Here is a 26,335-nt window from a genome sequence, read left to right as displayed (position 1 = left end):
GTGCAACCTGAGCAGTCCCACCCGCCGGTGCGGGTGGAGCGTCGCCCCGTCGACGAAGCCGAGTCCCGCCACGCCAACGGGCCCGACTGGGACCGTTACGCCGACGAGTACCAGTCCACCCACGGCGAGTTCCTGGGAGATGCCGGCTTCGTCTGGGGGCCCGAGGGGCTGACCGAGGCCGAGGCGCGGGTGCTGGGTGAGGTCAGCGACCGCGACGTCCTCGAGGTCGGCTCCGGGGCCGGTCAGTGCTCTCGGTGGGTACGACGCCAGGGCGGCCGGGCGATCGGACTCGACCTCTCGCTGCGCCAGCTGCAGCACTCGAAGCGACTCGACGAGGAGACGGGGACCTCGGTCCCCTCCGTGCTGGGCACGGCGACCGCGCTGCCCTTCGGCGACGACCGCTTCGACGTGGTGTTCTCGTCGTTCGGGGCCCTGCAGTTCGTGGCAGACATCGACGTCGCGCTCCGCGAGGCGGCTCGCGTACTGCGCCCGGGCGGGCGGTTCGCGTTCTCGATCACGCACCCGACGCGCTGGATGTTCCCCGACGATCCCACCGAGGCCGGGCTGGTGGCCAGCCAGTCGTACTGGGACCGCACGCCGTACGTCGAGGTGGACGATGCGAGCGGTGTGGTGGCCTACGTGGAGCACCACCGCACACTCGGTGACTGGGTCGGCCTGCTGTCGGCGGAGGGCTTCAGGATCACTCGGCTACTCGAGCCGGAGTGGCCCGAGGGTCATGACCGGGTGTGGGGCGGCTGGTCCGCCGCCCGGGGGCAGTACACCCCCGGGACGGCGATCTTCGTCAGCCAGTTCGTGGGCTGAGCCGCACGGCCCAGCCCACGAACGGGGTCAGAGACCCAGGCGGCGACGCAGGCCCACGAGACCGAAGCCGGCACCCAGCAGGGCGAGCCCGCCGAGACCGCGCTGCCAGTTGCGGGAGCCCTCGCCGTCCGCACCCTGGAGGTTGAACGAGTAGGCCGTCAGACCCATCGCCTGCTCCGGAGCGCCGTACGCCATCTTCTCCTCGTCGGCGCGCTGGGCACCGGCCGACATCACCGAGTACAGCTCGCCGTAGTTGAGGGCGGTGTCGCTGCCGGCCTCGACCAGCTGCGACATCCCCTCGACCGAGAGCCGCTGGGCACCGTCGCCCAGGGCGGGCGCACTGGCGGCCGCCTTGCTGAGACCGTCGGCGAGCCGACCCGAGCCGTCGGCCGCAGCGCCGAGACCGCCGGCCAGTTCCTCGGCACCTGCCGCGAGCAGTCCCGAGCCGTCGGACGCGGTGCCCGCACCGGCCGCCAGCTCCTCCGCGCCGGCGGCGAGCCGACCCGTGCCCGCAACCAGGTCACCCGAACCAGCAGCCAGGGCGCCCGCACCGGCGTCGAGCAGGCCGAGTCCGTCGACGAGGTCGCCCGAGCCGTCGACTGCGGCGTCGGCACCGTTGGCGAGCTGCAGCACGCCGCTGATCGCCGAGCCGAGACCCGCCTGGAGCTGGTCGAGCCCGGCGCTGACCTCCAGCACACCCGCCTGGAGCCGGCCGGCCCCGGCCTTCGCCTGCGTGGCACCGGCCAGGGCGTCACCGAGTCCCGCGTTGATCTGTCCGGCACCGGGGATCAGCTGGGTGTCGAGCGCACCGATCGCCTGTCCGAGCCCGCCGGAGACCTGCTTGAGCCCGACATTGCCTTCGCCGAGGGCGGCCTTGTTGCCCCGCACCTGGTCGATGATCGCGGCCAGCGTGGGGCCACAGGCGCCGGTGCAACCGACTCCGACCTGCACGCCCTGGAGGGCGCCGACGAGCTGGTCCAGCGAGCCGCCGTCCTTCACCGCGGCGTCGAGACCGGCCTGCACCTGGTCCACGCCGCCCTTGGCGGCGACGAGGCCCGGGTTGCCGGCGCTGCCGTCGCCGCGCAGCTGGCCGAGGCCACCGGCGAGCTGGGCAGATCCGGTGCGGAGCTCGCCGAGCCCGGCCTCGAGTCGTGCGAGTCCGTTGAGCAGGGTGCCCGACTGGGACGTGGTCCCGAAGCCGGCCAGGATCTGGTCGACGCCGGCCTTGAGAGCGTCGATGCCCGCGTTCGCGGCGGGCAGCCCGGTGCCGGCATCGGCCAGCTGGTCGAGTCCGCCGCTGATCTGCTGCAGACCGGCCGAGAGCTTCTTGCCACCGGCCAGCGCACTGGTCGTGCCGTCGGACAGCTTGCCGGCCCCGGCGCCGAGCTTGCCGGCTCCGGCGTCGAGGTCACCGGCGCCGCTGCTCAGAGCACGGGCTCCGGCATCGAGACGGGTCAGACCCGCGTCGAGGTCGCCCGCTCCGGCGGCGAGCCGGTCGGCCCCGGGGGCCGCCTTGCCCACGAGTCCGGCCTCGAGCTCGTCGGCGCCGTCACTGAGCTGGATCAGGCCGGCGAGCAACGTGCCCGCGCCGTCACGCAGCTTGAGCAGGTTGGTGTCGATTTCGGTGGCCCCGGCGACGAGGTCGCGGCCGGTCTCGGCCCCGCCCTGGTAGCTCTCGCCGGCCGCCTTGAAGGAGGGGCTGTCCAGCGGGTTCACCGGCAGGACCGTGACGGCCGCCTCGGGGACGATCCCGTCACGGATGTCGGCGGTGTAGCCGAAGACGGCCGTGTCCGACCCGATCGGCGGGAAGAGCGTCATCGTGAACGAGAGCTTGGTGCCGCCCTTGCCGTCGCCGGCCATGTTGGCCTGGTCCGAGCGGACGTCGGTGAACGCCGCGGGAGCAACGGTCGTGAGCGATCCGACCAGCGGGATCGGCACCACCGCGGTGGAGGTGACCGGGTTGCCCTCCCCGTCCGGGTAGGTGATCTCCTGCGGCACCCCGGTGACGTTCTTGACCGTGTAGGTGACGGTCAGGTTGCCGGTGGCACCCACGACGTCGCCGGGCTGGACGGCAACGCCGTCGAGCAGGTAGTCGACACCGATCTCCAACGGCAGGTCGCGGGTGTAGGTGCTGACCGAACGCACGTGCTCGGCACCGTCGACGTCGACGGTGGTGGTCTGCACCCCGTCGGTCACGTCGTAGCCGCCGAACTCGTCGAGGTTGCGCAGGCCGGACTCCTCGATGGGGTTCTCGACCGTCACCTCACCGATGCCGGTGAAGCTGAGCTGCTCGTAGACACGCGCGCTCTCCACGTCGCCCAGTGGCGACAGGTAGACCGACACGGTCTCGGTGTTGACCACGGCGACCGAGCCCGGCCCGGAGTTCCGGGGTGCGGCCTGGGCTGCCGAGTTACCGATCAGGGCCAGCACGGCCAGGCCGGCACCGGCGACGAGCGCGGTTGAGCGGGTGGTGCGGTTCAGGTGCTTGCTCGTGGGCGCGCTCATCGGGCGTCCTCCATCATCTGCTCGAGGCGCACGTTGCCGGGCTGCTTCGCGGTGGGCTGCTGGGCGGTGGGCTGGTGGGCACGTGTCCGACGCTCGCTCGAGACGAGCAGGGCGGCGATGAAACCCAGGGCCACGGTGAGGACCAGGCTGGTGGCGGCGCTCACGGAGGTGTCCAGCACCTCGGTGGGCGCAGCCGCGTAGGTCAGCTCGTAGACAGCGGCGAAGCCGCCGGCGCCCAGGAGAAGTGCCCAGAACGGCAGGCGCTGGACGCTCAGCACCACGACGCCGGCACAGAGCATGATGACCAGGGCCATGGCGACGGCCCGGCCCGAGGCGCTGTCCGGGAGCAGGGCAGCGCGGACGAGATAGCCGAGCAGGGCCACGGCGAATCCGGCAGCGAAGCCGGCGAGCCGGCGAGCGGCGGTGGTGTCGGGCACGAGCGCCACGACGGCGCCGAGTGCCAGGCCTGCGAACAGGACCGAGGTGAGGCCGAGATCGAGGGCCTCGTTGAGAGCGGTCGTCACGACGGCTCCCGAAGCCAGAACGGCTCCAGCGAACAGAGTTCTCTTCATGTAGTTGTTCCCTCCCAGAAACACCGGCCCTCCCGGCCGGACGGCACCCCGTGACCGGTGCGCCGAGAGAACTGTACGTTCGGTCAGTCGGATCGTTGCAATCGCGACCACCGCAGACCGGACGGAGACGTCCGCGGGCGTCCTCTAGGCTCACCGCGTGACGTCCACCCGTGCCTCCTCGGCGGCTGACGCGACGGGGCTGCGACGGCTGCTGCGGGGCAGCGCCGGCATCGCCCTCGCGATGGCGGTGATGAACGTCGCCACCTACGCGTTCCAGATGGTGGCGGCCCGCCTGATGGGCCCGACCGCGTACGGCGCCATCGCCAGCCTGATGGCCCTGATGATGGTCATCGCCGTGCTCCAGCTCGGCCTGCAGGCCACCGCGGCCCGGCGGATCGCCGCCAGTCCGCAGAACGTCGCGCAGATCGAGCGCGTGATGTTGCTCACCACCTACCGCGCGGCCGCCGCGCTCGGCGTGCTGATGCTCCTCGCCTCGCCCGCGGTGTGGCTGCTGCTGCGGCTCGACAGCGTCGTACCGGCCTTGCTGCTGGCGGTGGCCGCGGTTCCGCTGACGATCATGGGCGGCCAGGCCGGCATCCTGCAGGGCGAACGGCGCTGGCAGGCGCTCGGGCTGCTCTACCTCGGGATGGGTGTGCCCCGGTTGGCGATCGGGACCTCGTTCATCCTGTGGCGGCCGACGGAGACCAGCGCCATGTTCGGCGTCATGCTCGCCATGTTCGTGCCCGCCGTGATCGGCGCGGTCGCACTGCGCCATGGCCGAGCGCACGGCGAGAGCAGCGACGACCACGCCCTGCGCCCGGTGGGACACGAGGTCCTGCGCAACTCCACGGCGTTGCTCGCCTTCTTCGTCCTCTCCAACGCCGACATCGTCGTGGCCCGCAACGTGCTGGACTCGCACCAGGCCGGGCTCTACGCAGGCGGGCTCATCCTGACCAAGGCCGTCCTGTTCCTGCCCCAGTTCGTGGTGGTGATCGCCTTCCCGTCGATGTCGTCGCTCGGCGAGCGACGACGCGCCCTGGTGCACAGTCTCGCCCTCACGATGGCCCTGGGCGGTGCCTGCACGCTGGCGGCCCTCCTGGTGTCGCCGCTGGCGATGCAGTTCATCGGTGGCGCGGAGTACGCCGAGGTGGAGGACAGGCTCTGGGCCTTCGCGGTGCTGGGCACCCTGCTCTCGGTCCTGCAGCTGCTCGTCTACTCGGTCGTGGCACGCCAGGGCACCAAGTCCACGTACGTCGCCTGGCTGGGCGTGGCGGGCCTCGTGCTCGGGGCACCCTGGATCGCCACGCTGGACCGACTGCTGACCACGGTCACGGTGATCGACGCCGTCCTGTGCTGTGCCCTGCTGGCGCTCAGCGCCTGGCGGCTGCGGCCCGCGACGAGCCAGGCCGGCACACTGCCTGGCGCACCGCCTGGCTGACCGTCAGTGCGCCGCCTCGTGCCAGCTGCGGCCGGTGCCCACCGAGACGTCGAGCGGCACCGCCAACTCGGCCGCGGAGCCCATCTGTTCGCGCACCAGCGCCTCCAGGGCCTCCCGCTCACCGTGAGCCACCTCGAAGACGAGCTCGTCGTGCACCTGCAGCAGCATCCGTGAGGCCAACCCCGCCTCGGCGATGGCGCCCTGGACGTTCAGCATGGCGATCTTGATCAGGTCCGCGGCGGAGCCCTGGATCGGGGCGTTGAGCGCCATCCGCTCGGCGATCTCGCGCCGCTGCCGGTTGTCGCTGGTGAGGTCGGGCAGGTAGCGGCGACGACCCCGGATGGTCTCGGTGAAGCCGGAGAGCCGGGCCTCGTCGACGACTCCGGCGAGGTAGTCGCGGATCCCGCCGAAGGTCTCGAAGTACTCGTCCATCAGGCCTCGGGCCTCGCCCGGCTCGATGCCCAGCTGCTGGGCCAGGCCGTAGGCCGAGAGACCGTAGGCCAGGCCGTAGTTCATCGCCTTGATCTTGGCCCGCATCTCGACCGTCACCGCGTCGGCGTCGACGTCGAAGACGCGCGCGGCGGTGATCGAGTGGAAGTCCCGGCCGGACCGGAACGCCTCGATCAGCCCGGCGTCCTCGGAGAGGTGCGCCATGATCCGCATCTCGATCTGGCTGTAGTCGGCCGTCATCAGGCAGTCGAACCCGGGCCCGACCACGAAGCCCTCGCGGATCCGGCGACCCTCCTCGGTGCGGACCGGGATGTTCTGCAGGTTCGGGTCGGTGCTGGAGAGCCGACCGGTGGCGGCGATCAGCTGGTTGAACGTGGTGTGGATACGACCGTCCGAGGCGACGGTCTTGAGCAGCCCCTCCAACGTCTGACGCAGTCGGGTGACGTCACGGTGTCGCAGCAGTGCCAGCAGGAACGGGTGCTCGGTCTTCACGTAGAGCTGCTGGAGCGCGTCGGCGTCGGTGGTGTACCCGGTCTTGGTGCGCTTGGTCTTCGGCATGTCGAGCTCGTCGAAGAGCACCACCTGCAGCTGCTTGGGCGAGCCGAGGTTGATCTCCTTGCCGATCACCGCGAAGGCCTCGTCGGCCGCCTTCTTGACCTCGGTCGCGAAGTGGCTCTCCAGCGACTCGAGATGTTCGACGTCCACGGCGATCCCGGTGCGCTCCAGCTCGGCGAGCAGGTGCACCAACGGCAGCTCGACCCGGGTGAGCAGCTCGGCTCCCCCGTGCTCCTCGACGGCCGTGTCCAGCGCCTCGGCGAGATCCAGCACCGCCCGGGCCTGCAGCATCGCGGTGTCGGCGGCGCCCGAGTCGCCGCCTTCGAGGGAGTCGAAGTTCAGCTCACCCTGCCCGGCGTCCTGAGCCGCCGACCCCTGGCGCAGCTCACGCTTGAGGTAGCGCAGGGTCAGGTCGGCCAGGTCGTAGGAGCGTTGGTCGGGGCGTACCAGGTACGCCGCGAGGGCGGTGTCGCTGACCAGCCCGGCCAGGGGCCAACCACGGGCCGCCAGCGCCAGCATCGGGCCCTTCGCGTCGTGCAACACCTTGCCGATCGCGGGATCGCCGAACCAGGCGACCAGGGCGGCATCGTCCTCGGGGGTCACCTCGGTGACGTCCAGCCAGGCTGCGGTGCCGTCCTGGGCGGCCAGGGCCAGCGACCAGACCTCGCCGGTGCCGGCCCGCCAGGCGCCCTGGACCGAGACTCCGGTCCGATCGCCGGCACCGTGCTCGGCCAGCCAGTCGGCGACCTCACCGGGCGCGAGCGTGGCACCGGCCATCTCGAAGCCGGAGTCGTCGATCTCCTCGACGGACTCCAGGGTCTCGAAGAGCCGGTCGCGCAGCACGCGGAACTCCAGGCTGTCGAAGAGGTTGTGCACCTCGTGGCGGTCCCACGGCTGGACCACCAGGTCCGCCGGCGCGAGGTCGAGGTCGAGGTCGCGCACCAGGGCGTTGAGCCGCCGGTTGCGGATCACGTCACCCAGGTGGGCGCGCAGGTTGTCACCGGCCTTGCCCTTGATCTGGTCGGCATGGGTGATCACGTTGTCCAGGCCGTCGTACTGGGTGAGCCACTTCGCGGCCGTCTTGGGGCCGACGCCGGGCACTCCGGGCAGGTTGTCGGAGTCCTCCCCCACCAGGGCCGCGAGCTCGGGGTAGCGGTGCGGCGCGACGGCGTAGCGGGCCTCGACGGCCTCGGGCGTCATCCGGGCCAGGTCCGAGACCCCACGCATCGGGTAGAGGATCGTGGAGCGGTCGGTGACCAGCTGCAGAGAGTCACGGTCGCCGGTGAGGACCAGGACGTCGATGTCGTCGGCGAGCGCCCGGGTGACCAGCGTGGCGATGATGTCGTCGGCCTCGTAGCCGTCCTTCTTCAGGAACGGGATCCGCAGCGCGTTCAGCACCTCCTCGATCAGCGGCAGCTGGCTGCTGAACTCGGCGGGGGTCTTGTTCCGCTTGGCCTTGTACTCCGGGTACTCCTCGAGGCGGAAGGTCTGCCGGGAGACGTCGAACGCCACCGCGACGTGGGTCGGCTTCTCGTCGCGCAGCACGTTGATCAGCATCGAGGTGAACCCGTAGACGGCGTTGGTGTGCTGCCCGGTGGTGGTGGAGAAGTTCTCCACCGGCAGCGCGAAGAAGGCACGATAGGCCAGGGAGTGGCCGTCGAGCAGGAGCAGGCGTGGGCGCCCTCCGTCGGGCGTGGGCGTGGCGGCGGTCGGGTTCACGTCTGGCACCCGGCGACTCTATCCGCCCGCGCCGATGCCTCCGCGGTCGGTGACAATGTGCGCATGACCGACGAAACCGCTGCCTCCCCCACAGCTCCGCTCTCCGTCGACGAGGTGCTCGCCGGCATGCCGGCAGGCATGGGCGCGCTCAGCGACAAGATGGGCATCACCCTGCTCGAGGTGTCCGCCGACCGCGTCGTCGCGACCATGCCGGTCGAGGGCAACACCCAGCCCTACGGCCTGCTCCACGGCGGCGCCTCGGTGGTGCTGGCCGAGACGCTGGGGTCGATGGGATCGGCCGTCCACGCGCATCCGGACAAGCTCTCGGTGGGCGTCGACATCAACGCCACGCACCACCGCGCCGCGACCGACGGGATCGTCACCGGCGTGGCCACCGCCGTCCACCTGGGTCGCTCGATGACGACCTATGACGTGGTCATCACCGACGAGCGCGGCAAGCGGGTGTGCACGTCGAGGATCACCTGCTCGCTGATCCCCCGCGAGCGCTTCAGCCTCTGAGCCGGGCGAGCTCAGCTCGAATGGCTCTGCTGGCGACGCTGGGACCGCCGTGCCGCCAGGACCTGCGTCAGCTGCCGCCCGCTGCGCTCGAGGGCAGGGCGTCGCGCGGTCAGCTGGGCACGCACCGCATGGGTCGAGGCGACCCGCAGCACGGCCTGGGAGCCGAAGGCCAACCGAGCCATGAACCGGTTCGCGTCCCGCGAGCCGGACGACGCGGCGGTCGCCAGGTGCCCGATGCCGCGCTCCTCGGCGAACCCGACGGCCGCTTCGATCAGGGCGCGACCGATGCCGTGGCGGCGGTGTCGCGGCAGGACGTGCGGGGAGATCACCTGGACGGTCGGCTCGAGGTTGATCGCGGTGAGGGTGGTCGCGCGCAGGTGCACCGCACCGGCGACCTCGCCGTCGCACTCGGCCACCACGATCCGCTGGTCCTCGTCGGCGGCGGCATCCTCGATCACCTCCAGCACGTCGGAGAGGAGCTGGCGGTGGTCGGCCCGACGCATGACGTCGGCCCACAGTTCGACGAGGACGGGCGCGTCACCCGCCTGCGCGCACCTGAGGGAGACGGAGAATCGACCCATCACCGTGTCGCCTTTCGGAGTTCCAGCTGGCCCCGCCGACGACCTGGGTCCCCCGAATCGCGACGTAGGCGACGAGACTACGCTCAGCCCTCCCGCCCTGTCAGAGGAGTGTCGTGATCCCCGGTATCGGTACGGCCGTGAACGTGGTGACGGTGCTGCTCGGCTCCGGCACCGGAGCGGTCCTCGGCAACCGGCTCTCCACCCGGACCCGTGACGTCGTCACCGACGCGCTCGGATTGGTGACCCTGCTGATCGCGGGCACGTCCGCGATCGCGGTGCTCGATCCGGCGCTGGCCCGCGAGGTCGGCACCAGCGCTCCGATGCTGATCGTGCTCGGCTCGCTGCTGATCGGTGGGATCGCGGGATCGCTGCTGCGTCTGGAGCAACGGGTCGAGGAGTTCGGCGGCTGGCTGCAGTCCCGCCTCTCCTCACAGACCGACAACGCGGAGCGTCACCGCTTCATCGAGGGCTTCGTCACGGCCTCGTTGCTGTTCTGCACCGGCCCGCTGACGATCCTGGGCTCCTTGAACGACGGACTGGGCAACGGCGCCGACCAGCTCCTGCTGAAGTCGGTCCTGGACGGATTCGCGGCCATCGCCTTCGCGGCGTCGTTCGGCTGGGGCGTGGCCGCCAGCGCTCTCACGGTGCTCACCGTCCAGGGCAGCCTCACCGTGGTCGGGTTCGTTTTGGGCGACGTGATGCCCGACGCCCACCTGGCCGCGCTGACCGCGACCGGCGGGCTACTGCTGGTGGGCGTCGGGCTGCGGCTCCTCCGGATCCGGGAGATCCCGGTCGCCGATCTGCTCCCGGCTCTGCTGGTCGCACCTGTTCTGGTCCAGCTGGCGGCTCTGGCTCACTGACGTAACGGTTCGGCAACGACACGACTCGCTGTGAGCCAGCACACTCACCGCACACCTACGGTGGCAGGGCTATGCCTACCCTCGGGGGCCGGGCTGCGGTGAAGTGCTCAACGCGACAGAAAGGTTCACCCAGTGAATCGCTCCAAGACCGCCACATGGACCAAGCTGATGGCCGGCACCGCCGTCCTCGGCCTGGCCCTGACCGCCTGCGGTTCCGACTCCTCGGAACCCGATTCCAGCAACACGGACGGCACTGCCACGACGGGCAGCACGTCCGAGACGTTCACCAACGACAAGTGCAAGGCTGCGCAGACCAGCGCGGACGCCTTCAAGGTCGGTGGCATCCTGCCGCTCACCGGTAACCTCGCCTTCCTCGGCCCGCCCGAGGTCGCAGGTGTGGGCCTCGCGGTCTCGGACATCAACGCGGCCGGAGGTGTCGACGGCACCAAGGCGTGCCACGACATCCAGGACTCCGGCGACTCGACCGACATGTCGGTCTCCACGTCGTCGGCCGGCACGCTCGTCGCCGGCAAGCCGTCCGTCGTGGTCGGTGCCGCTTCGTCGAGCGTCTCGCTCAACGTCGTCGACACCTTCGCCGACAACAAGATCGTCGAGGTCTCCCCGGCCAACACCGCGGTGGACCTCAGCGGCTACTCGCCCTACTACTTCCGCACCGCTCCGCCGGACGGCATCCAGGGCAACGCCCTCGGTACGCTGATCAGCACCGACGGTTGGAAGAAGGTCGCGTTCCTGGTGTTCAACGACACCTACGGCACCGGTCTGCGCAACGCGGTCCAGGACACGATCGAGGCCGCCGGCGGCCAGGTCGTGTACGGCGGCAAGGGTGACGGGGACGAGTTCCCCGCCGGCCAGACGACGTTCTCGGCCGAGGTCGGTGGCGCTCTCGCCGCCAAGCCCGACGCCATCGTCGTGCTCGCCTTCGACGAGACCAAGCAGATCGTTCCCGAGCTCGCCTCGCAGGGCTGGGACATGTCGAAGACGTACTTCTCCGACGGCAACACCGCCGACTACTCGAAGAGCTTCGAGAAGGGCACCCTGGAAGGCGCGCAGGGCACCATCCCCGGCGCCGACCCGGACGCCTCCTTCAAGGAGCGCCTGAGCGGCTGGCACGAGGAGGCCGAGGGCAGTGCCCTCACCGACTACGCCTACGGCGCCGAGTCGTACGACGCCGTCATCCTTGCCGCGCTCGCTGCGGTCAAGGGTGGCTCGACGGACTCGCAGACGGTGCAGGAGAACTTCGCTGCCGTCTCGGGTGCCACCGGCGGCGAGGAGTGCAACACCTACGCCGACTGCGTCGCCCTCCTCGAGGACGGCAAGGAGATCCAGTACGCCGGCCCGTCCGGCATCGGCCCGATCGACGAGGAGAACGACCCGTCCTCCGCGTTCGTCGGGATCTACACCTTCAACGCCGACAACAAGAACGAGCTGACCAGCTCGGTCGAGGGCGCGAAGGGCTGATCGCCTTCACAGCGTGACGAGAGGGGCCCCGGACCACACGGTCCGGGGCCCCTTTTCGCGCGCCCTCGACCGGCGGCCAGGAAGTCGATCGAGAGCCGGATGGTCGCGGTCCCCGTCGGGGTGACCCGGGGCGTCGTACGACTCGTCGACGAGCGCCGCTTCGACGTGCCCACCGTCCTGGTGTGTCCGGAGTTCACCCCGCAGCAGGCACGCGGCTGGATCGACGCGGGCGACTCCCCCGAGCTCGCCCGGGCCCGACACCTGGACCTGGTCGACATCGACTCCGGCCACTGGCCGATGTTCAGCGCGCCGGTCGAACTGGCCCGGATCCTCGCGAACGTCGCCGCCGGCTCCTGACGCCCGGGACAGCACGAGGCCCGCCCGAGCGGACTCGGGCGGGCCTCGTGATGGACGACGTTGCGGTCAGTCGGTGCCGTCGACGTCCTCGGCGAGCGTGCCCAGGTAGAGCTCGATCACCTTGGGGTCGTTGGCCAGCTCGCGACCAGTGCCCGTGTAGGAGTCCTTGCCCTGGTCGAGGACGTAACCGCGGTCGCAGATCTGCAGGCAGCGACGCGCGTTCTGCTCGACCATGACCACGCAGACGCCGGTCTTGTTGATCCGTCGGGTGCGCAGGAAGGTCTCGTCCTGACGCACCGGCGACAGACCGGCGGACGGCTCGTCGAGCAGGAGCACCGAGGGCTCCATCATCAACGCCCGGGCCATGGCGAGCGACTGGCGCTCACCGCCGGACAGGGCACCGGCCGACTGGTTGCGACGGTCGTGCAGCACCGGGAAGAGGTCCCACATCGCCGCCAACCGCTCGGACGCCTTCTTGGGGCGCATGTAGAGCCCCATCCGGAGGTTCTCCTCGATGGAGAGGCTCGGGAAGACGTTGTTGGTCTGCGGGACGAAGCCGACCCCCAGCTCGACGAGCCGGTTGGTGCGCATGTTGGTGATGTCGCGGTCACCGAGCATCACGCTGCCGGAGTGCACCTTCACCAGGCCGAACATCGCCTTGAGCAGCGTCGACTTGCCGGCGCCGTTCGGGCCGATGATCCCGATCATCTCGCCCGGGTAGGCGACCAGGCTGCAGCCGTTGAGGATGTTCACCCCGGGCAGGTAGCCCGCGACGACGTCCTTGGCCTCGACGACCGCCTGCCCCTTGTTCACCGGGGCGCTCTGGGTCTGGGTCTGCTCGCTCATGACTTCCCTTCAGCGTGGCGCTGGGCTTCCTCGGCGGCGACCTCGGCGGCCAGCTGCTGGGCAGCCTGGTCGTCGAGCAAGGAGTCGTCACCGAGGTCGGTGTCGTGGTGCGCGCCGAGGTAGGCGTCGATCACCGCGGTGTCGGACATGACGGTGTCGGCCGGTCCCTCGGCGACGAGGCGACCCTCCGCCATCACCGCCACCCAGTCGGAGATGTGCCGGACGACGTGCATGTCGTGCTCCACGAAGAGCACGGTCATGCCCTCGTCGCGCAGCGACTGGATGTGCCCGAGCAGGGACTGGGTCAGCGCGGGGTTCACGCCGGCCATCGGCTCGTCGAGCATGATCATCTTGGGGTTGCACATCAGCGCGCGCGCCATCTCGAGCAGCTTGCGCTGGCCGCCGGACAGGCTGCCGGCGTAGTCGTTGCGCTTCTCCAGCAGCTTGAACCGGTCGAGGAGCTCCTCGGCCTTGGCCTCGATCTCCCGCTCCTGCCGCGACCAGAGCGGCTTGAAGACGGACTTGAAGAGGTTCTCACCGGCTTGGTCCTGGGCGCCCAGCATCATGTTGTCGATGACGGTCATCCGGCTCAGCGCCTTGGTGAGCTGGAAGGTCCGCACCATGCCCGCGCGGGCCACGCTCGAGGCCGAGGTCTTGTCCAGCGTCGCACCGTCGAACTCCCAGTGCGCGCCGGTCTTGGCCGAGGTCGGCCGGTCGAACCCGGTGATCAGGTTGAAGAAGGTCGTCTTCCCGGCACCGTTCGGTCCGATCAGCGCGGTGATGATCCCGCGCTGCACCTCGAGGTGGTCGACGTCCACGGCGGTCATGCCGCCGAACTGACGCACGATGTTGTCCACCTTGAGAATCGGGTCGGGCTTCGCGGAGCCCGGCACCCGCTCCACGTCGGCCATCAGCGCGACGCGAGCGGCGGGGTCGGCGAGCGAACCCGTGGTCGTGCTCGTCATGTCAGACATTGAACCGGAGCTCCCTCTTGTCGCCGAGAATTCCCTGTGGCCGGAAGATCACGATCAGCATGAGGGCGACACCCACCACGATGAACGAGAACTGCTCGGTCTGCTGGCCGCTCATGATGTTGTCGGGCACGTAGCCGTTGGCGATGCCCTTGATCATGATGCGAGCGCTGTAGAAGATGATCGCGCCCAGCACCGGGCCGAAGATCGTGGCGGCGCCACCGATCAGCAGGGCGGTGTAGCAGAAGAACGTCAGCGATCGGCCCATCGAGTCGGGCTGCACCGAGGACGGCAGGACGTAGAGCATGCCGCCGAGGGCACCGAAGGCACCACCGATGACCAGCGCCTGCATCTTGATCGCGAAGACGTTCTTGCCGAGGCTGCGGATCGCGTCCTCGTCCTCGCGGATGCCGCGCAGCAGCCGGCCCCACGGGCTGCGCACGAGCAGCCAGACCACGAGCAGGCTGGCCGCGACGAGCAACCAGGCGATGGTGCGCACCCACCAGCCGTTGACCCCGGTGTTCTGGTAGGTCACCGGCATCAGGAAGAACGGCAGGAATGCGATCAGAGCGATCAGCAGGGTCAGCACGACCGGGCGACCGAAGCGGTGCATCGGGCTGGTGCTGCCCGGTCGCTTGTGCCGCAGCACCAGCACGAGGGCCACGATCGCCAACGCCAGGAGCAGCCAGGCGAGGCCGCGCACGAGCGTCGAGCCGTCGGCCACGTCCTTGTAGTTGAAGGCACTGAGCATGGTGCTGCCGTCCCCGAAGAACGACAGGTTCGTGAACGGGTCACGGTACGACTTGCCCTGCAGGCCCTGGGCCGCGCCGGTGAAGTCGGTCAGCAACGCCGACCGCCCGACGTACCGGATGATCTCGGCGGCCGAGATCGTCACGATGGCGAGGTAGTCACCGCGCAGCTTCAGCGTCGGCGCCCCGAGGACGAGTGCGAAGACCAGGGAGGCCCCGAAACCGATCAGGATCGCGATCGGGAGCGGAATCCCGTACCCGATCGAGATGGCGAAACCGTAGGCGCCGAGCAGCATGAAGCCGGACTGACCGATGTTGAGCAGCCCGGTGAAACCGAAGTGCACGTTGAGACCGATCGCCGCAATGGCGACGGCAGCAGTCTGCGGCGAGATCGCCTCGCGCAGCATGCTGTTCAGAATCGACTGGATGAGGTCCATGACAGCCCTTCCTTAACCGACCCGCTCGGGGCGACCGAGCAGACCTTGTGGTCGGACCAGGAGCAGAAGAATGAGGATCAGCAGCGCGGTGGCGTACTTGAAGTCACCGGGCATGCCGAGCACGGGCGAGATCTCCACGACCAGGCCGATGATGATCGACCCGACCAGGGCACCGAAGGCGGTCCCGAGACCACCGAGGGTGACGGCTGCGAAGAGCAGCAGCAGGATCTGCAGCCCCGAGTCCCACTTGATGCCGTTGGTGACCAGGGCGTACATGATCCCCGACAGCCCGGCCAGCGCCATGGCGACCGTCCAGACGAGCCGGATCACCTTGTCGACGTCGATCCCCGAGGCCGCGGCCAACGCCGGGTTGTCGGAGACCGCGCGGGTGGCGCGACCCACCCGGGTGCGCAGCAGCGCGAAGCCGACCGCGGAGAGCACCACGATCGAGATCCCCATCGCCGCCAGCGACTGGTTGGTCAGCACGACCGGACCGATCTCGCGGATCGTGGGGTTGTCCTGGATGACGCGCACGGTGCGGGCGCCGACGAAGAACTGGAACGAGTACTGCATCGCCAGCGACAGACCGATCGTCACGATCATCAGCTGGGTCAGGCCCAGACCTCGCCGTCGCAGCGGTTGCCACATCACCCGATCCTGGAACCAGCCGGTGAAGCCGCAGATCATGATCGTCAGCAGTCCACCCACCCAGAGGTTCATCCCCTGCAGGTTGATCAGGCCGTAGGCCACGATGCCGCCCAGGCCGACCTGTTCGGCGTGAGCGAAGTTGGACAGCCCGGTGGTGCCGTAGATCAACGAGAGCCCGACCGAGGCGAGCGCCAGGAGCAGGCCCAGCCGGAGCCCGTTCACCGAGCTCTGCATCATCTGGGCACCGAAGGTCTCGGACGCCTGGTAGTCGGCGGTGCGGACCTCGAGGATCGCGGGCGCGGTGCCGCCGAGCTTGACCTTGACCACCACCGCGTCACCCCCGACCAGCTCCTCGGAGAGGCTTCCCTCGACGAACGCGACGGTGTACTTGCCCGGCTCGGTGACCGAGAGGTTCCACTTGCCGGTGTCGCTGGTGGTGACGGTCTGTTCGACACCGTCGGGGCCGGTGATCGACAGGTCCACACCTGCCACCACTTCCTCCTCGGTGCGCACGGTGCCGGCGAGGCACGCAGTGGTCTCCGAAGGCAGGCACAAGGTGTCCACGGCCTGCGCGGCCGGGGCCAGGAGCAGGACCAGCGGGGCCAGCAGCAGCGTCAGGACCAGCCCGGCTGCACCTCTGCCCCGCGTCCGCTCGCGGACAACGAGTCGTGTCGTCAAGTTGAGTTCTCCTCCCGCGTACCCGGCTGGGTACGCCCCGGCAGTCTAGGGCGCAAAGACGTGGCGTGCGCCACATGGATAAGGACGGGTCGCGACGTTTTCCGGTCTTGACCCTCTCGTGACACGCTCGAGACGTGCGCGTGACCAGCCCCCGATGACCGCGTCCGGGCGGGAGGCTATCCGGTCAGGTCCGGGCCGTGCGTCACGACCCCCTCGGCAACCTGTCGCATCGAGAGTCGCAGGTCCATCGCGGTCTTCTGGATCCAGCGGAAGGCCTCGGGCTCGGAGAGCTCGAGCTGTTCCTGCAGCACGCTCTTGGCGCGGTCCACCGCCTTGCGGGTCTCCAGCCGCTCGGTGAGGTCGGCGACCTCCCGCTCCAGCAGCGAGAGCTCCGCGAAGCGGCTCACGGCCATCTCGATCGCCGGCACCAGGTCGCCCTTGGAGAAGGGCTTGACCAGGTAGGCCATCGCCCCGGCGTCACGGGCCCGTTCGACGAGCTCGCGCTGGGCGAAGGCGGTGAGGATCACGACCGGCGCGATCCGCTGGCTGGCGATCCGCTCCGCGGCCGCGATGCCGTCCAGGATCGGCATCTTCACATCGAGGATCACCAGGTCGGGCCGCAGGGTCTCGGCGAGCTCCACGGCCCGGGCGCCGTCACCGGCCTGGCCGACGACGTCGTACCCCTCCTCGGTCAGCATCTCGGCGAGGTCCATCCGGATGAGGGCCTCGTCCTCGGCGATGACGACGCTGCGGGGCACGGTGTTGGCAGTAGGGCTCACCGGGCAAGGCTATCCGGCGAGGATCGGGTAGCGTTTCGCCCCGCGCCCCGGTATCCCAACGGCAGAGGAAGCGGTCTCAAACACCGTCCAGTGTGGGTTCGAATCCCACCCGGGGCACCCAGCACCAGCATCGCCCGCCACGCGGGTCAGAACGGTCGGCGGTACGCCGGCGCAACGCCACGGATGGCGTCGCCCATCTGGTGGATGCGCAGGGCGTTCGTCGAGCCGGGGATCCCCGGCGGGCTCCCGGCGATGATCACCACCAGGTCGCCCTCCTGGACCCGTCCGATCTGGAGCAGCTGCTCGTCGACCTGACGGACCATCTCGTCGGTGTGGTCGACCGGCTGGGTCTGGAAGGTCTCCACCCCCCAGCTCAGCGCCAGCTGGGAGCGCACCGAGGCCTCGGGCGTGAACGCCAGAATCGGGATGGCCTCGCGCAGACGCGACATCCGGCGCGCGGAGTCGCCACTCTGGGTGAACGCGACGACGTACTTGGCGCGGACCCTCTCGGCCACCTCGGCGGCCGCCTTGGCGATCACGCCGCCCCGGGTGTGCGGGTCCCAGTCGATCTCCTTGACCCGCCCCAGCCCGTGCCGTTCGGTGGAGTGCAGCTCGGTGGCGGAGATGATCCGGGCCATCGTCTCGACCGTGTGCACGGGGAACTCCCCCACGCTGGTCTCACCGGAGAGCATCACGGCGTCGGCGCCGTCGAGGACGGCGTTGGCCACGTCGGAGGCCTCGGCCCGGGTCGGCGCCGGGTTGGTGATCATCGACTCGAGCATCTGGGTCGCCACGATCACCGGCTTGGCGTTGAGCCGGGCCTTCTCGATGATCTGCTTCTGCAGGAACGGCACGTCCTCGAGCGGGCACTCCACGCCCAGGTCCCCGCGAGCGACCATGAAGCCGTCGAAGGCCGCGATCACCTCGTCGAGGTTCTCGACCGCCTGCGGCTTCTCGATCTTGGCGATCACCGGCAGCTGCACGCCCTCCTCGCGCATGATCGCCCGCACGTCTTCGGCGTCGCGGGCGTCGCGCACGAAGCTCAGGGCGACGAAGTCCACCCGCAGGTGCAGGGCGAAGCGGAGGTCCTCGATGTCCTTCTCGGACAGCGCCGGCACCGACACGGCGACACCGGGCAGGTTGATGCCCTTGTGGTTGCTGACCTTGCCGGCCACCTCGACCTCGGTGTGCACGTCCTGCCCGGACACCGAGGTGACCCGCAGCCGCACCTTGCCGTCGTCGATCAGGATCGGGTCGCCGGCCTGCACGTCGCCGGGCAGGCCGGCATACGTCGTCCCGGCCTCGACCGCGTCGCCGGGCACGTCCCGGGTGGTGATCGTCCAGGCCTGACCTCGCTCGAGCAGCACCGGGCCGTTGGCGAACGTCGAGAGCCGGATCTTCGGGCCCTGTAGGTCGGCGAAGATCCCGACCCCCTTGCCGGTCTCGTCGGAGGCCGCCCGGACCTGCCGGTAGGCCTCCGCATGGTCGGCATGGCTGCCGTGGCTCATGTTCAGCCGGGCGACGTCCATGCCCGCGAGCACGAGCTCACGGACGCGACCTTCCGGGGCGGTTGCAGGGCCGAGGGTGCAGACGATCTTGGCTTTGCGCACCCGCTGAGCCTAGCGGACCCTTGGATCGATCCAACAACCGAATCGGCCCCAGGGTCGATCAGGCCAGCAGCGGACGCTCCGTGGGCGGGATGGGCGCCGGCAACGTGGTCGACCCGGTGAGGAAGGTGTCGACGGCCGCCGCTGCGGCCCGCCCCTCCGCGATCGCCCAGACGATCAGCGACTGACCACGACCGGCGTCACCCGCGACGAAGACGCCCGGCACCGAGGAGAGGTACGACGAGTCGCGGGCCACGTTGCCCCGCTCGTCGAGCTCGACCCCGAGCTGGTCGACCAGTCCGTCCTGCTCCGGGCCGGTGAAGCCCATGGCGAAGAGGACGAGGTCCGCGGGGATCTCGCGCTCGGTGCCTTCGATCTCGGTCAGCTTGCCGCCCTCGAAGACCACGTCGACCAGGCGCAGCGCCCGGACGTTGCCGTCCTCGTCGCCGAGGAACTCCTGGGTGGAGACGGCGTAGACGCGGTCGCCGCCCTCCTCGTGCGCCGAGGAGACCCGGAAGGTCATCGGGTAGGTCGGCCACGGCTGGTTCGCCGGTCGGCTCTGCGGCGGCTCCGGCATGATCTCCAGCTGGGTGATCGAGGCCGCCCCGTGGCGGGTGGAGGTGCCCAGGCAGTCCGCTCCGGTGTCACCGCCACCGATGATCACGACGTGCTTGTCAGTGGCGAGGATCTGGCCCTCGACCTCCTCGCCGAGCGCCGCGCGGTTCGCCTGCGGCAGGAACTCCATCGCCTGGTGGATCCCGGACAACTCACGCCCCGGGATCGGGAGGTCGCGGGCCTGCGTCGCGCCCATGGCCAGCACGATGGCGTCGTAGCGGTCGCGCAACTTGTCGGCGGTGAGGTCGGCGCCGACCTCCACCCCGGCCCGGAAGATGGTGCCCTCGCGGCGCATCTGGTCCAGGCGCTTGTCGAGGTGCTTCTTCTCCATCTTGAACTCGGGGATGCCGTAGCGCAGCAGGCCGCCGATCTTGTCGGCCCGCTCGTAGACGGCGACGGTGTGACCGGCACGGGTGAGCTGTTGGGCCGCGGCCAGGCCGGCCGGGCCGGAGCCGATCACGGCCACCGTCTTCCCGGAGAGCCACTCGGGCGGCTGGGGCCGCACGAAACCGGACTCCCACGCCTTGTCGATGATCGCGACCTCGACGTTCTTGATCGTGACCGGGTCCTGGTTGATGCCCAGGACACAGGCGGTCTCGCACGGGGCCGGACACAACCGACCGGTGAACTCCGGGAAGTTGTTGGTGGCGTGCAGGCGCTCGATGGCGCCCTCCCAGTCGTCACGCCAGACCAGGTCGTTCCACTCCGGGATGATGTTGCCCAGCGGGCAACCCTGGTGGCAGAACGGGATGCCGCAGTCCATGCAGCGTCCGGCCTGGGTGGTGATGATCGGCAGCAGAGCGCGGCCGATCCCGTCGGGGTAGACCTCGTTCCAGTCGTGGATCCGCTCCTCGACGGGCCGCCGGGGGGCGACCTCGCGGCCGTTCTTCAGGAATCCCTTCGGGTCAGCCATGGAGGGCCTCCATCATCGCGTGGGCGGTCTCGTTCTCGTCCAGGCCGGCCTCCAGGGCCTTGGCCTTCGCCTCAAGCGAGCGCCGGTAGTCGGCGGGCATGATCTCGGTGAAGCGGGTCAGGGAGGTCTCCCAGTCGGCGAGCAGCTCCTCGGCGAGCGTGGAGCCGGTCTCCTCGGCGTGGGCGCGGACGAGCTCCTCGAGCTCGACGGCGGCGTCGCCGACAACCGGCCCGAGCTCGACGAGCTCGCGGTTGACCCGGCCCTCGTTGAGGTCGAGCACCCAGGCGATGCCGCCGGACATGCCGGCCGCGATGTTGCGCCCGGTCTTGCCCAGCACGACCACCCGGCCGCCGGTCATGTACTCGCAGGCGTGGTCGCCGACACGCTCGACGACCGCACGGGCGCCGGAGTTGCGGACGCAGAACCGCTCCCCCACCCCGCCGCGGATGAAGATCTCGCCCGACGTGGCACCGTAGGCGATCACGTTCCCGGCGATGATCTGCTGGCTGGCGTCGAAGGTCGCCGTCCGGTCGGGACGTACGACGATCCGGCCGCCCGAGAGGCCCTTGCCGACGTAGTCGTTGGCGTCGCCCTCGAGGCGCAGGGTCATGCCGCGGGGCACGAACGCGCCGAACGACTGACCGGCGGAGCCGTGGAAGGTCAGGTCGATCGTGCCGTCGGGCAGGCCCTCGCCGCCGTACTTCTTGGTGACCTCGTGGCCGAGGATCGTGCCGACGGTGCGGTTGACGTTGCGGATCTCCACCCGCCCGCGCACCGGTTCGCCGTTCTCGAGCGCCGGCTGGGCCATCGGCACCAGCGTGGTCACGTCGAGCGACTTGTCCAGTCCGTGGTCCTGGACGGTGACGTTGCGCAGCGCCGCACCCTCGGGGAGCTCGGGACGGTGCAGGATCGGCGTCAGGTCGAGCCCGGACGCCTTCCAGTGCTCGACGGCGTCGACGATGTCGAGGTTCTCGACCCGCCCGATCGCCTCGTCCAGGGTGCGGAAGCCGAGCTGGGCGAGGAGCTCGCGGACCTCTTCGGCGACGTACTCGAAGAAGTTCACGACGTACTCGGCCTTGCCGGAGTAGCGCTCGCGCAGGACCGGGTTCTGCGTCGCGACCCCCACCGGGCAGGTGTCGAGGTGGCAGACCCGCATCATGATGCAGCCGGAGACGACCAGCGGGGCCGAGGCGAAGCCGTACTCCTCGGCACCGAGCAGCGCCGCCACCATCACGTCACGACCGGTCTTGAGCTGACCGTCGGTCTGCACCACGATCCGGTCCCGCAGCCCGTTGAGCAGCAGCGTCTGCTGGGTCTCGGCCAGGCCGAGCTCCCAGGGTCCGCCCGCGTGCTTGAGCGAGGTCAGCGGAGCCGCGCCGGTGCCGCCGTCGTGGCCGGAGATCAGCACGACGTCCGCGTGGGCCTTGGAGACGCCCGTCGCGACCGTGCCGACGCCGACCTCGGAGACCAGCTTCACGTGGACGCGGGCGCTCGGGTTGGCGTTCTTCAGGTCGTGGATCAGCTGGGCGAGATCCTCGATCGAGTAGATGTCGTGGTGCGGGGGCGGGCTGATCAGGCCGACGCCGGGCGTGGAGTGCCGGGTCCTGGCCACCCACGGGTAGACCTTGTTCCCGGGCAACTGTCCGCCCTCGCCGGGCTTCGCGCCCTGGGCCATCTTGATCTGGATGTCGTCGGAGTTCGTCAGGTACTCCGCGGTCACGCCGAAGCGACCGGAGGCGACCTGCTTGATCGAGCTGCGGCGCTCCGGGTCGTAGAGGCGATCGGGGTCCTCGCCGCCCTCACCGGTGTTGGACTTCGCGCCCAGCCGGTTCATCGCGATCGCGAGGGTCTCGTGCGCCTCCTTGCTGATCGAGCCGTAGGACATCGCCCCGGTCGAGAAGCGCTTGACGATCTCGGAGACCGGCTCGACCTCCTCGATCGGGATCGGCCCACGGCCGGTCGCGGAGGCGTCCTTGAAGTCGAAGAGCCCGCGCAACGTCATCAGTCGGGCCGACTGCTCGTTGACCCGCTCGGTGTACTGCTTGAAGACGTCGTAGCGCCCGGCCCGCGTGGCGTGCTGGAGCCGGAAGACCGTCTCGGGGTCGAACAGGTGCGGCTCGCCCTCGCGACGCCACTGGTACTCGCCGCCGATCTCGAGCTCGCGGTGCGCCGGCGCGATGCCGCCGCGGGGGTACGCCGTGGCGTGGCGCCGGGCGACCTCCTCGGCGATCGTGTCGAGCTCGATGCCGCCGAGCTTGGAGGTGGTGCCGGTGAAGTACTTGTCGACCACGCTCTGCGAGAGGCCGAGCGCCTCGAAGATCTGCGCCCCGGTGTAGGAGGCCACCGTGGAGACGCCCATCTTCGACATCACCTTGAGGACACCCTTGCCGAGCGCCTTGATCAGGTTCTTCACGGCCGCGTCGGGGTCGGTCTTGACGTAGTAGCCCTCCCGCGCGAGGTCCTCGACGGACTCCATCGCGAGGTAGGGGTTGACCGCTGCGGCGCCGTACCCGACGAGCAGCGCGACGTGATGCACCTCGCGGACGTCGCCGGCCTCGACCAGCAGGCCGACCTGGGTGCGGGTCTTCTCCCGGACCAGGTGGTGGTGGACGGCGCCGGTGAGCAGCAGCGACGGGATCGGCGCCAGCTCGGCGGTGGAGTGCCGGTCCGAGAGCACGATGATCCGCGCCCCGTCGGCGATCGCCTCGGAGACCTCCTGGCAGATCTCGTCGATCCGCTGGGCGAGGGCCGCGCCGCCACCCTCGACGTCGTAGAGGCCGCGCGAGACGTGGGTGATGAAGCCGGGCATGTCCCCGTCACGGTTGATGTGACGGATCTTGGCCAGGTCGTCGTTGGAGATCACCGGGAACGGCAGGACCACCTGGCGACACGACGCGGGCGCCGGCTCGAGCAGGTTGGCCTCCGGCCCGATGGTGCCGTTGAGCGAGGTGACGAGCTCCTCGCGGATGGCGTCCAACGGCGGGTTGGTGACCTGGGCGAAGAGCTGGGTGAAGTAGTCGAACAGCAGCCGCGGCTTCTCCGAGAGCGCCGCCACCGGGGTGTCGGTGCCCATCGACCCGAGCGGCTCGGCCCCCGAGTTCGCCATCGGGGTCAGCAGGATGCGCAGCTCCTCCTCGGTGTAGCCGAAGATCTGCTGGCGACGGGTGACCGAGGCGTGCGTGTGCACGATGTGCTCGCGCTCGGGGATGTCGTCGAGGTGGATCAGGCCGGCGTGCAGCCACTCGTCGTACGGGTGCTCCGCGGCGAGCGAGGACTTCACCTCCTCGTCCTCGATGATGCGGTGCTCGTCGGTGTCGACGAGGAACATCCGGCCGGGCTGGAGCCGGCCCTTGCGGACGATCGTGGCCGGGTCAAGGTCGAGCACGCCGACCTCGGAGGCCAGCACGACCAGCCCGTCCTCGGTGACCCAGTAGCGCGAGGGTCGCAGGCCGTTGCGGTCCAGGACCGCGCCGATCTGGGAGCCGTCGGTGAACACGACGCAGGCGGGGCCGTCCCACGGCTCCATCATCGCGGAGTGGAACTCGTAGAAGGCGCGCCGCTGGGCGTCCATCTCGGTGTGGTTCTCCCACGCCTCGGGGATCATCATCAGCACCGCGTGCGGCAGGGTGCGCCCGCCCATGTGCAGCAGCTCGAGCACCTCGTCGAAGGAGGCGGAGTCGGAGGCGCCGGGGGTGCAGATCGGGAAGAGCCGGTTCAGGTCGCCCGGGATCAGGTCGGAGTCGAGCAGTGCCTCCCGGGCCCGCATCCAGTTCCGGTTGCCCATCACGGTGTTGATCTCGCCGTTGTGGGCGATGAACCGGAACGGGTGCGCCAGCGGCCAGCTCGGGAAGGTGTTGGTGGAGAAGCGGGAGTGCACGACGGCCATCGCGGAGGCGATCCGCTCGTCGAGCAGGTCCGGGAAGAAGTTGTCGAGCTGGTCGGTGGTCAGCATGCCCTTGTAGGCCAGCGTGCGCGAGGAGAGCGAGGGGAAGTAGACGTCCGTCTCGTGCTCGGCCCGCTTGCGCAGGCAGAACGCGCGCCGCTCCAGGGCCATCCCGCTGATCCGGGAGTCGGCACCGGAGACGAAGAGCTGGCTGAACTCGGGCATCACGCCGAGGGCGGTGGCGCCGAGCACGTCGGGGTTGATCGGCACGGCACGCCAGCCGAGGACGGTCAGGCCCTCCTCCTCGGCGATCTCCTCGATCCGACGGCGGGTCTTGACGACCGCCTCCGCGTCACCCGGGAGGAACGCCGTACCCACGGCGTACGACGACGGCGCGGGCAGCTCGAAGTCCACGACCGCACGCAGGAAGGCGTCCGGCACCTGCATCAGGATGCCGGCACCGTCACCGGAGTTGGGCTCGGCGCCCGCGGCACCGCGGTGCTCGAGGTTGCGCAGGGCGGTGAGAGCTTGGGCCACGATGTCGTGGCTGGCAACGCCGGTCAGGGTCGCGACGAACGCCACGCCACACGCATCGTGCTCGTGGCGGGGGTCGTAGAGCCCTTGGGGCGGCGGGAATGCGGAGTGAGCAGGCACCGGGCATTCTCCCGTCGTCGTCTGTGCCCTCGTCCCAGCCGGAGCCGGGACGACGGGCAGGTCATCAGTGCAGTGGCAAGCAGGGGACGACATTGGCCCTAGCGAAGGGTCAGGCTATCACCGCCGTCGCCGGCGGATCCGGGACGACTGAGTCCCGGACAGTGGCTCAGCGGGCCGTCTCCGCCTCGGAGTCGTCGCCGGCGGGGGCCCGTCCCGTGAGATAGACCTCAGTCTCCCGGCCGGGTCGCAGCCGGGAGCTGACGACGAAGTAGGCCGCCGCCAGGAAGAAGAGCACGATCGAGGTCCAGACGTTGAGCCGCAGGCCCAGCACGTCGTCGAGCTGGACGTCGTCGATGCGCAGCGTCTCGATCCAGCCACGCCCCAGCGTGTAGGCCATCACGTACAGCGCCAGCACCCGGCCGTGACCGAGCCGGAAGCGACGGTCGGCCCAGATCACCACGGCGAAGGCGGCGAGGTTCCACCCGAACTCGTAGAGGAAGGTCGGGTGGAAGGTGGCGTACTCGAAGTAGCCCAGGGGTCGCAGGTCGGGCTCGATCTCCAGGCCCCACGGCAGCGTGGTGGGAGAACCGAAGAGCTCCTGGTTGAACCAGTTGCCCCAGCGCCCCAGCGCCTGGGCGACCAGGACACCGGGCGCCATCGCATCGAGCACCGGCAGGATCCGGATGCCCTTGCGACGAGCCCCGATCAGGACACCGACGGCCCCCAGGGCGACCCCGCCCCAGATGCCCAGCCCGCCACGCCAGATGTAGAGCGCCTCGACGGGGTTGCGACCGTCGCCGAAGTAGAGCGCGCTGTCGGTCAGCACGTGGTAGATCCGGGCGCCCACCAGGCCGAACGGAACCGCCCAGACGGCCAGGTCGCTGATGTCGCCGGACCGTCCCCCGCGAGCGACCCAGCGCCGCTCCCCGATCCAGATGGCGACCAGGATGCCCGCGATGATCGCCAGCGCGTAGCCGCGGATCGGCACCGGGCCGAGGTACCAGATCCCCGAGGAGGGGCTGGGGATGGACAGGGCGGTGAGGAGCGGGAGCATGTCAGCCCTTCTGGCCGAGGAGCTGGTGGATGTCACTGGCGAACTGGGCGGCCGAGGTCCCCTGGGTCCACACCACCGGCGCCTCGTCGTTGCCGTCGACGCCGGTCACGTGGGTGCCGTGGGTGACCTCGTACCCCCCGCTGGGCAGCTTCTCGCCCTGCTCGACGGCGACCGCGAGCGGCTCGCCGAGCGCGACGATCTCGTCCAGGTCGCCGGTCAGGCCGATGAAGGAGGGGTCGAAACGGTCGAGGTAGGTGCGCAGCGCCTCGGGGGTGTCACGCGCCGGGTCGGTGGTGACGAAGACGACGTCCACGCGGGCACGGTCGTCCTCGTCCAGCCGGGTCATCGCCGAGGCCAGCGAGGCCATCACGACCTGGCAGATGTCGGGGCAGTTGATGTAGCCGAAGAAGACCAGGGTGAGCGGCTTGTCGGTGTCGCGGGCCAGGGAGTACTCCTGCCCGGACGTGTCGGTCAGCGCGATCGGCGCGACTTCGTACGGCTCGGTCAGGACCGCGCCGCGGAACTCCTGCTCCGGGGTGGCGCCACCGCCGCAGGCGGTCAGCAGCAGCACGAGGGCGGTGCCGAGCGCGACCAGGACCGGGACCCTACGCACGGCGTACTCCCGCGGCCAGGTCGGCGGTCAG

Annotated in this window: 20 protein-coding genes and 1 tRNA gene; 7 read left to right on the top strand and 14 right to left on the bottom strand. The window is 70.0% G+C overall.

Annotated elements, in window-relative coordinates:
* Complete coding sequence (locus ABZE72_RS03195) at positions 1 to 822, top strand: class I SAM-dependent methyltransferase (RefSeq protein WP_372727576.1); 822 nt, start codon at positions 1 to 3, stop codon at positions 820 to 822.
* A gap of 27 nt (positions 823 to 849) precedes the next feature.
* On the opposite strand, the gene ABZE72_RS03190 is transcribed toward ABZE72_RS03195, so the two are convergent.
* Together ABZE72_RS03190 and ABZE72_RS03185 are read right to left on the bottom strand one after the other, a co-directional pair.
* Entirely contained in the window at positions 850 to 3,327 is a 2,478-nt protein-coding gene (locus ABZE72_RS03190; protein WP_372727575.1) for a hypothetical protein, read from the bottom strand.
* Positions 3,324 to 3,851, bottom strand: coding sequence for a hypothetical protein (locus ABZE72_RS03185; RefSeq protein ID WP_372727574.1), 528 nt, complete (start codon positions 3,849 to 3,851; stop codon positions 3,324 to 3,326). The genes ABZE72_RS03190 and ABZE72_RS03185 overlap by 4 nt, the downstream gene beginning before the upstream one ends.
* A 205-nt stretch (positions 3,852 to 4,056) precedes the next feature.
* On the opposite strand from ABZE72_RS03185, the gene ABZE72_RS03180 reads away from it, so the two are divergent.
* On the top strand, positions 4,057 to 5,337 hold the full coding sequence (locus tag ABZE72_RS03180) for a lipopolysaccharide biosynthesis protein (RefSeq protein WP_372727573.1): 1,281 nt from the start codon (positions 4,057 to 4,059) through the stop codon (positions 5,335 to 5,337).
* Between the two features lie 3 nt (positions 5,338 to 5,340).
* On the opposite strand, the gene polA is transcribed toward ABZE72_RS03180, so the two are convergent.
* Positions 5,341 to 8,070, bottom strand: coding sequence for a DNA polymerase I (polA, locus tag ABZE72_RS03175; protein WP_372727572.1), 2,730 nt, complete (start codon positions 8,068 to 8,070; stop codon positions 5,341 to 5,343).
* Between the two features lie 54 nt (positions 8,071 to 8,124).
* Between polA and ABZE72_RS03170 the strand changes: the two genes are divergently transcribed.
* The gene (locus ABZE72_RS03170) at positions 8,125 to 8,580 is read left to right on the top strand and encodes a hotdog fold thioesterase (protein ID WP_372727571.1); all 456 of its coding nucleotides are present in this window, start codon (positions 8,125 to 8,127) and stop codon (positions 8,578 to 8,580) included.
* Positions 8,581 to 8,591: 11 nt separating this feature from the next.
* Here ABZE72_RS03170 and ABZE72_RS03165 read toward each other — a convergent pair whose 3' ends face one another.
* Positions 8,592 to 9,161 carry an N-acetyltransferase family protein gene (locus ABZE72_RS03165; RefSeq protein ID WP_372727570.1) on the bottom strand — a complete coding sequence of 190 codons (570 nt, stop codon included), beginning with the start codon at positions 9,159 to 9,161 and terminating at the stop codon, positions 8,592 to 8,594.
* Positions 9,162 to 9,274: 113 nt separating this feature from the next.
* Between ABZE72_RS03165 and ABZE72_RS03160 the strand changes: the two genes are divergently transcribed.
* The 3 genes from ABZE72_RS03160 to ABZE72_RS03150 all read left to right on the top strand — a co-directional run bounded on the left by ABZE72_RS03160 (position 9,275) and on the right by ABZE72_RS03150 (position 11,857).
* Positions 9,275 to 10,021: a DUF554 domain-containing protein gene (locus ABZE72_RS03160; protein WP_372727569.1), complete on the top strand. Its 747-nt coding sequence runs from the start codon at positions 9,275 to 9,277 to the stop codon at positions 10,019 to 10,021.
* A 132-nt stretch (positions 10,022 to 10,153) separates the two neighbouring features.
* The gene (locus ABZE72_RS03155; protein WP_372727568.1) at positions 10,154 to 11,500 is read left to right on the top strand and encodes an ABC transporter substrate-binding protein; all 1,347 of its coding nucleotides are present in this window, start codon (positions 10,154 to 10,156) and stop codon (positions 11,498 to 11,500) included.
* Positions 11,501 to 11,599: 99 nt separating this feature from the next.
* Positions 11,600 to 11,857 (top strand): hypothetical protein, encoded by a 258-nt coding sequence (locus tag ABZE72_RS03150; protein ID WP_372727567.1) that lies wholly within the window; start codon positions 11,600 to 11,602, stop codon positions 11,855 to 11,857.
* Positions 11,858 to 11,923: 66 nt separating this feature from the next.
* Here the strand turns inward: ABZE72_RS03150 and ABZE72_RS03145 are convergent, their stop codons facing one another.
* The 5 genes from ABZE72_RS03145 to ABZE72_RS03125 form a co-directional block, all read right to left on the bottom strand.
* A complete protein-coding gene (locus tag ABZE72_RS03145) occupies positions 11,924 to 12,703 on the bottom strand; it encodes an ABC transporter ATP-binding protein (RefSeq protein WP_372727566.1) in 780 nt (259 codons plus the stop codon).
* Positions 12,700 to 13,668 carry an ABC transporter ATP-binding protein gene (locus tag ABZE72_RS03140; RefSeq protein ID WP_372727565.1) on the bottom strand — a complete coding sequence of 323 codons (969 nt, stop codon included), beginning with the start codon at positions 13,666 to 13,668 and terminating at the stop codon, positions 12,700 to 12,702. Before ABZE72_RS03140 ends, ABZE72_RS03145 begins: the two co-directional genes overlap by 4 nt.
* A gap of 1 nt (position 13,669) precedes the next feature.
* Positions 13,670 to 14,860, bottom strand: coding sequence for a branched-chain amino acid ABC transporter permease (locus tag ABZE72_RS03135; RefSeq protein ID WP_372727564.1), 1,191 nt, complete (start codon positions 14,858 to 14,860; stop codon positions 13,670 to 13,672).
* Positions 14,861 to 14,872: 12 nt separating this feature from the next.
* On the bottom strand, positions 14,873 to 16,186 hold the full coding sequence (locus tag ABZE72_RS03130) for a branched-chain amino acid ABC transporter permease (protein ID WP_372727563.1): 1,314 nt from the start codon (positions 16,184 to 16,186) through the stop codon (positions 14,873 to 14,875).
* Positions 16,187 to 16,362: 176 nt separating this feature from the next.
* Entirely contained in the window at positions 16,363 to 16,965 is a 603-nt protein-coding gene (locus tag ABZE72_RS03125) for an ANTAR domain-containing response regulator (RefSeq protein WP_372727562.1), read from the bottom strand.
* Between the two features lie 44 nt (positions 16,966 to 17,009).
* Here ABZE72_RS03125 and ABZE72_RS03120 point away from each other — a divergent pair.
* Positions 17,010 to 17,082: transfer RNA gene (locus tag ABZE72_RS03120), tRNA-Leu, on the top strand.
* Between the two features lie 29 nt (positions 17,083 to 17,111).
* Here ABZE72_RS03120 and pyk read toward each other — a convergent pair.
* The 5 genes from pyk to ABZE72_RS03095 all read right to left on the bottom strand — a co-directional run bounded on the left by pyk (position 17,112) and on the right by ABZE72_RS03095 (position 26,304).
* Positions 17,112 to 18,575: a pyruvate kinase gene (pyk, locus tag ABZE72_RS03115; RefSeq protein ID WP_372727561.1), complete on the bottom strand. Its 1,464-nt coding sequence runs from the start codon at positions 18,573 to 18,575 to the stop codon at positions 17,112 to 17,114.
* A 58-nt stretch (positions 18,576 to 18,633) separates the two neighbouring features.
* Positions 18,634 to 20,100, bottom strand: coding sequence for a glutamate synthase subunit beta (locus tag ABZE72_RS03110; protein WP_372727560.1), 1,467 nt, complete (start codon positions 20,098 to 20,100; stop codon positions 18,634 to 18,636).
* A complete protein-coding gene (gene gltB, locus ABZE72_RS03105) occupies positions 20,093 to 24,637 on the bottom strand; it encodes a glutamate synthase large subunit (RefSeq protein ID WP_372727559.1) in 4,545 nt (1,514 codons plus the stop codon). The genes ABZE72_RS03110 and gltB overlap by 8 nt, the downstream gene beginning before the upstream one ends.
* A gap of 166 nt (positions 24,638 to 24,803) precedes the next feature.
* Positions 24,804 to 25,691, bottom strand: coding sequence for a prolipoprotein diacylglyceryl transferase (gene lgt, locus ABZE72_RS03100; protein ID WP_372727558.1), 888 nt, complete (start codon positions 25,689 to 25,691; stop codon positions 24,804 to 24,806).
* A gap of 1 nt (position 25,692) precedes the next feature.
* Complete coding sequence (locus ABZE72_RS03095) at positions 25,693 to 26,304, bottom strand: SCO family protein (protein WP_372727557.1); 612 nt, start codon at positions 26,302 to 26,304, stop codon at positions 25,693 to 25,695.
* Positions 26,305 to 26,335: the final 31 nt, after the last annotated feature.

The organism is Nocardioides sp., assembly GCF_041600255.1.
Taxonomy (GTDB): domain Bacteria; phylum Actinomycetota; class Actinomycetes; order Propionibacteriales; family Nocardioidaceae; genus Nocardioides.
The sequence above is the reverse complement of the archived record's forward strand: the minus strand, read 5'-3'. Positions and strand labels throughout refer to the sequence as shown.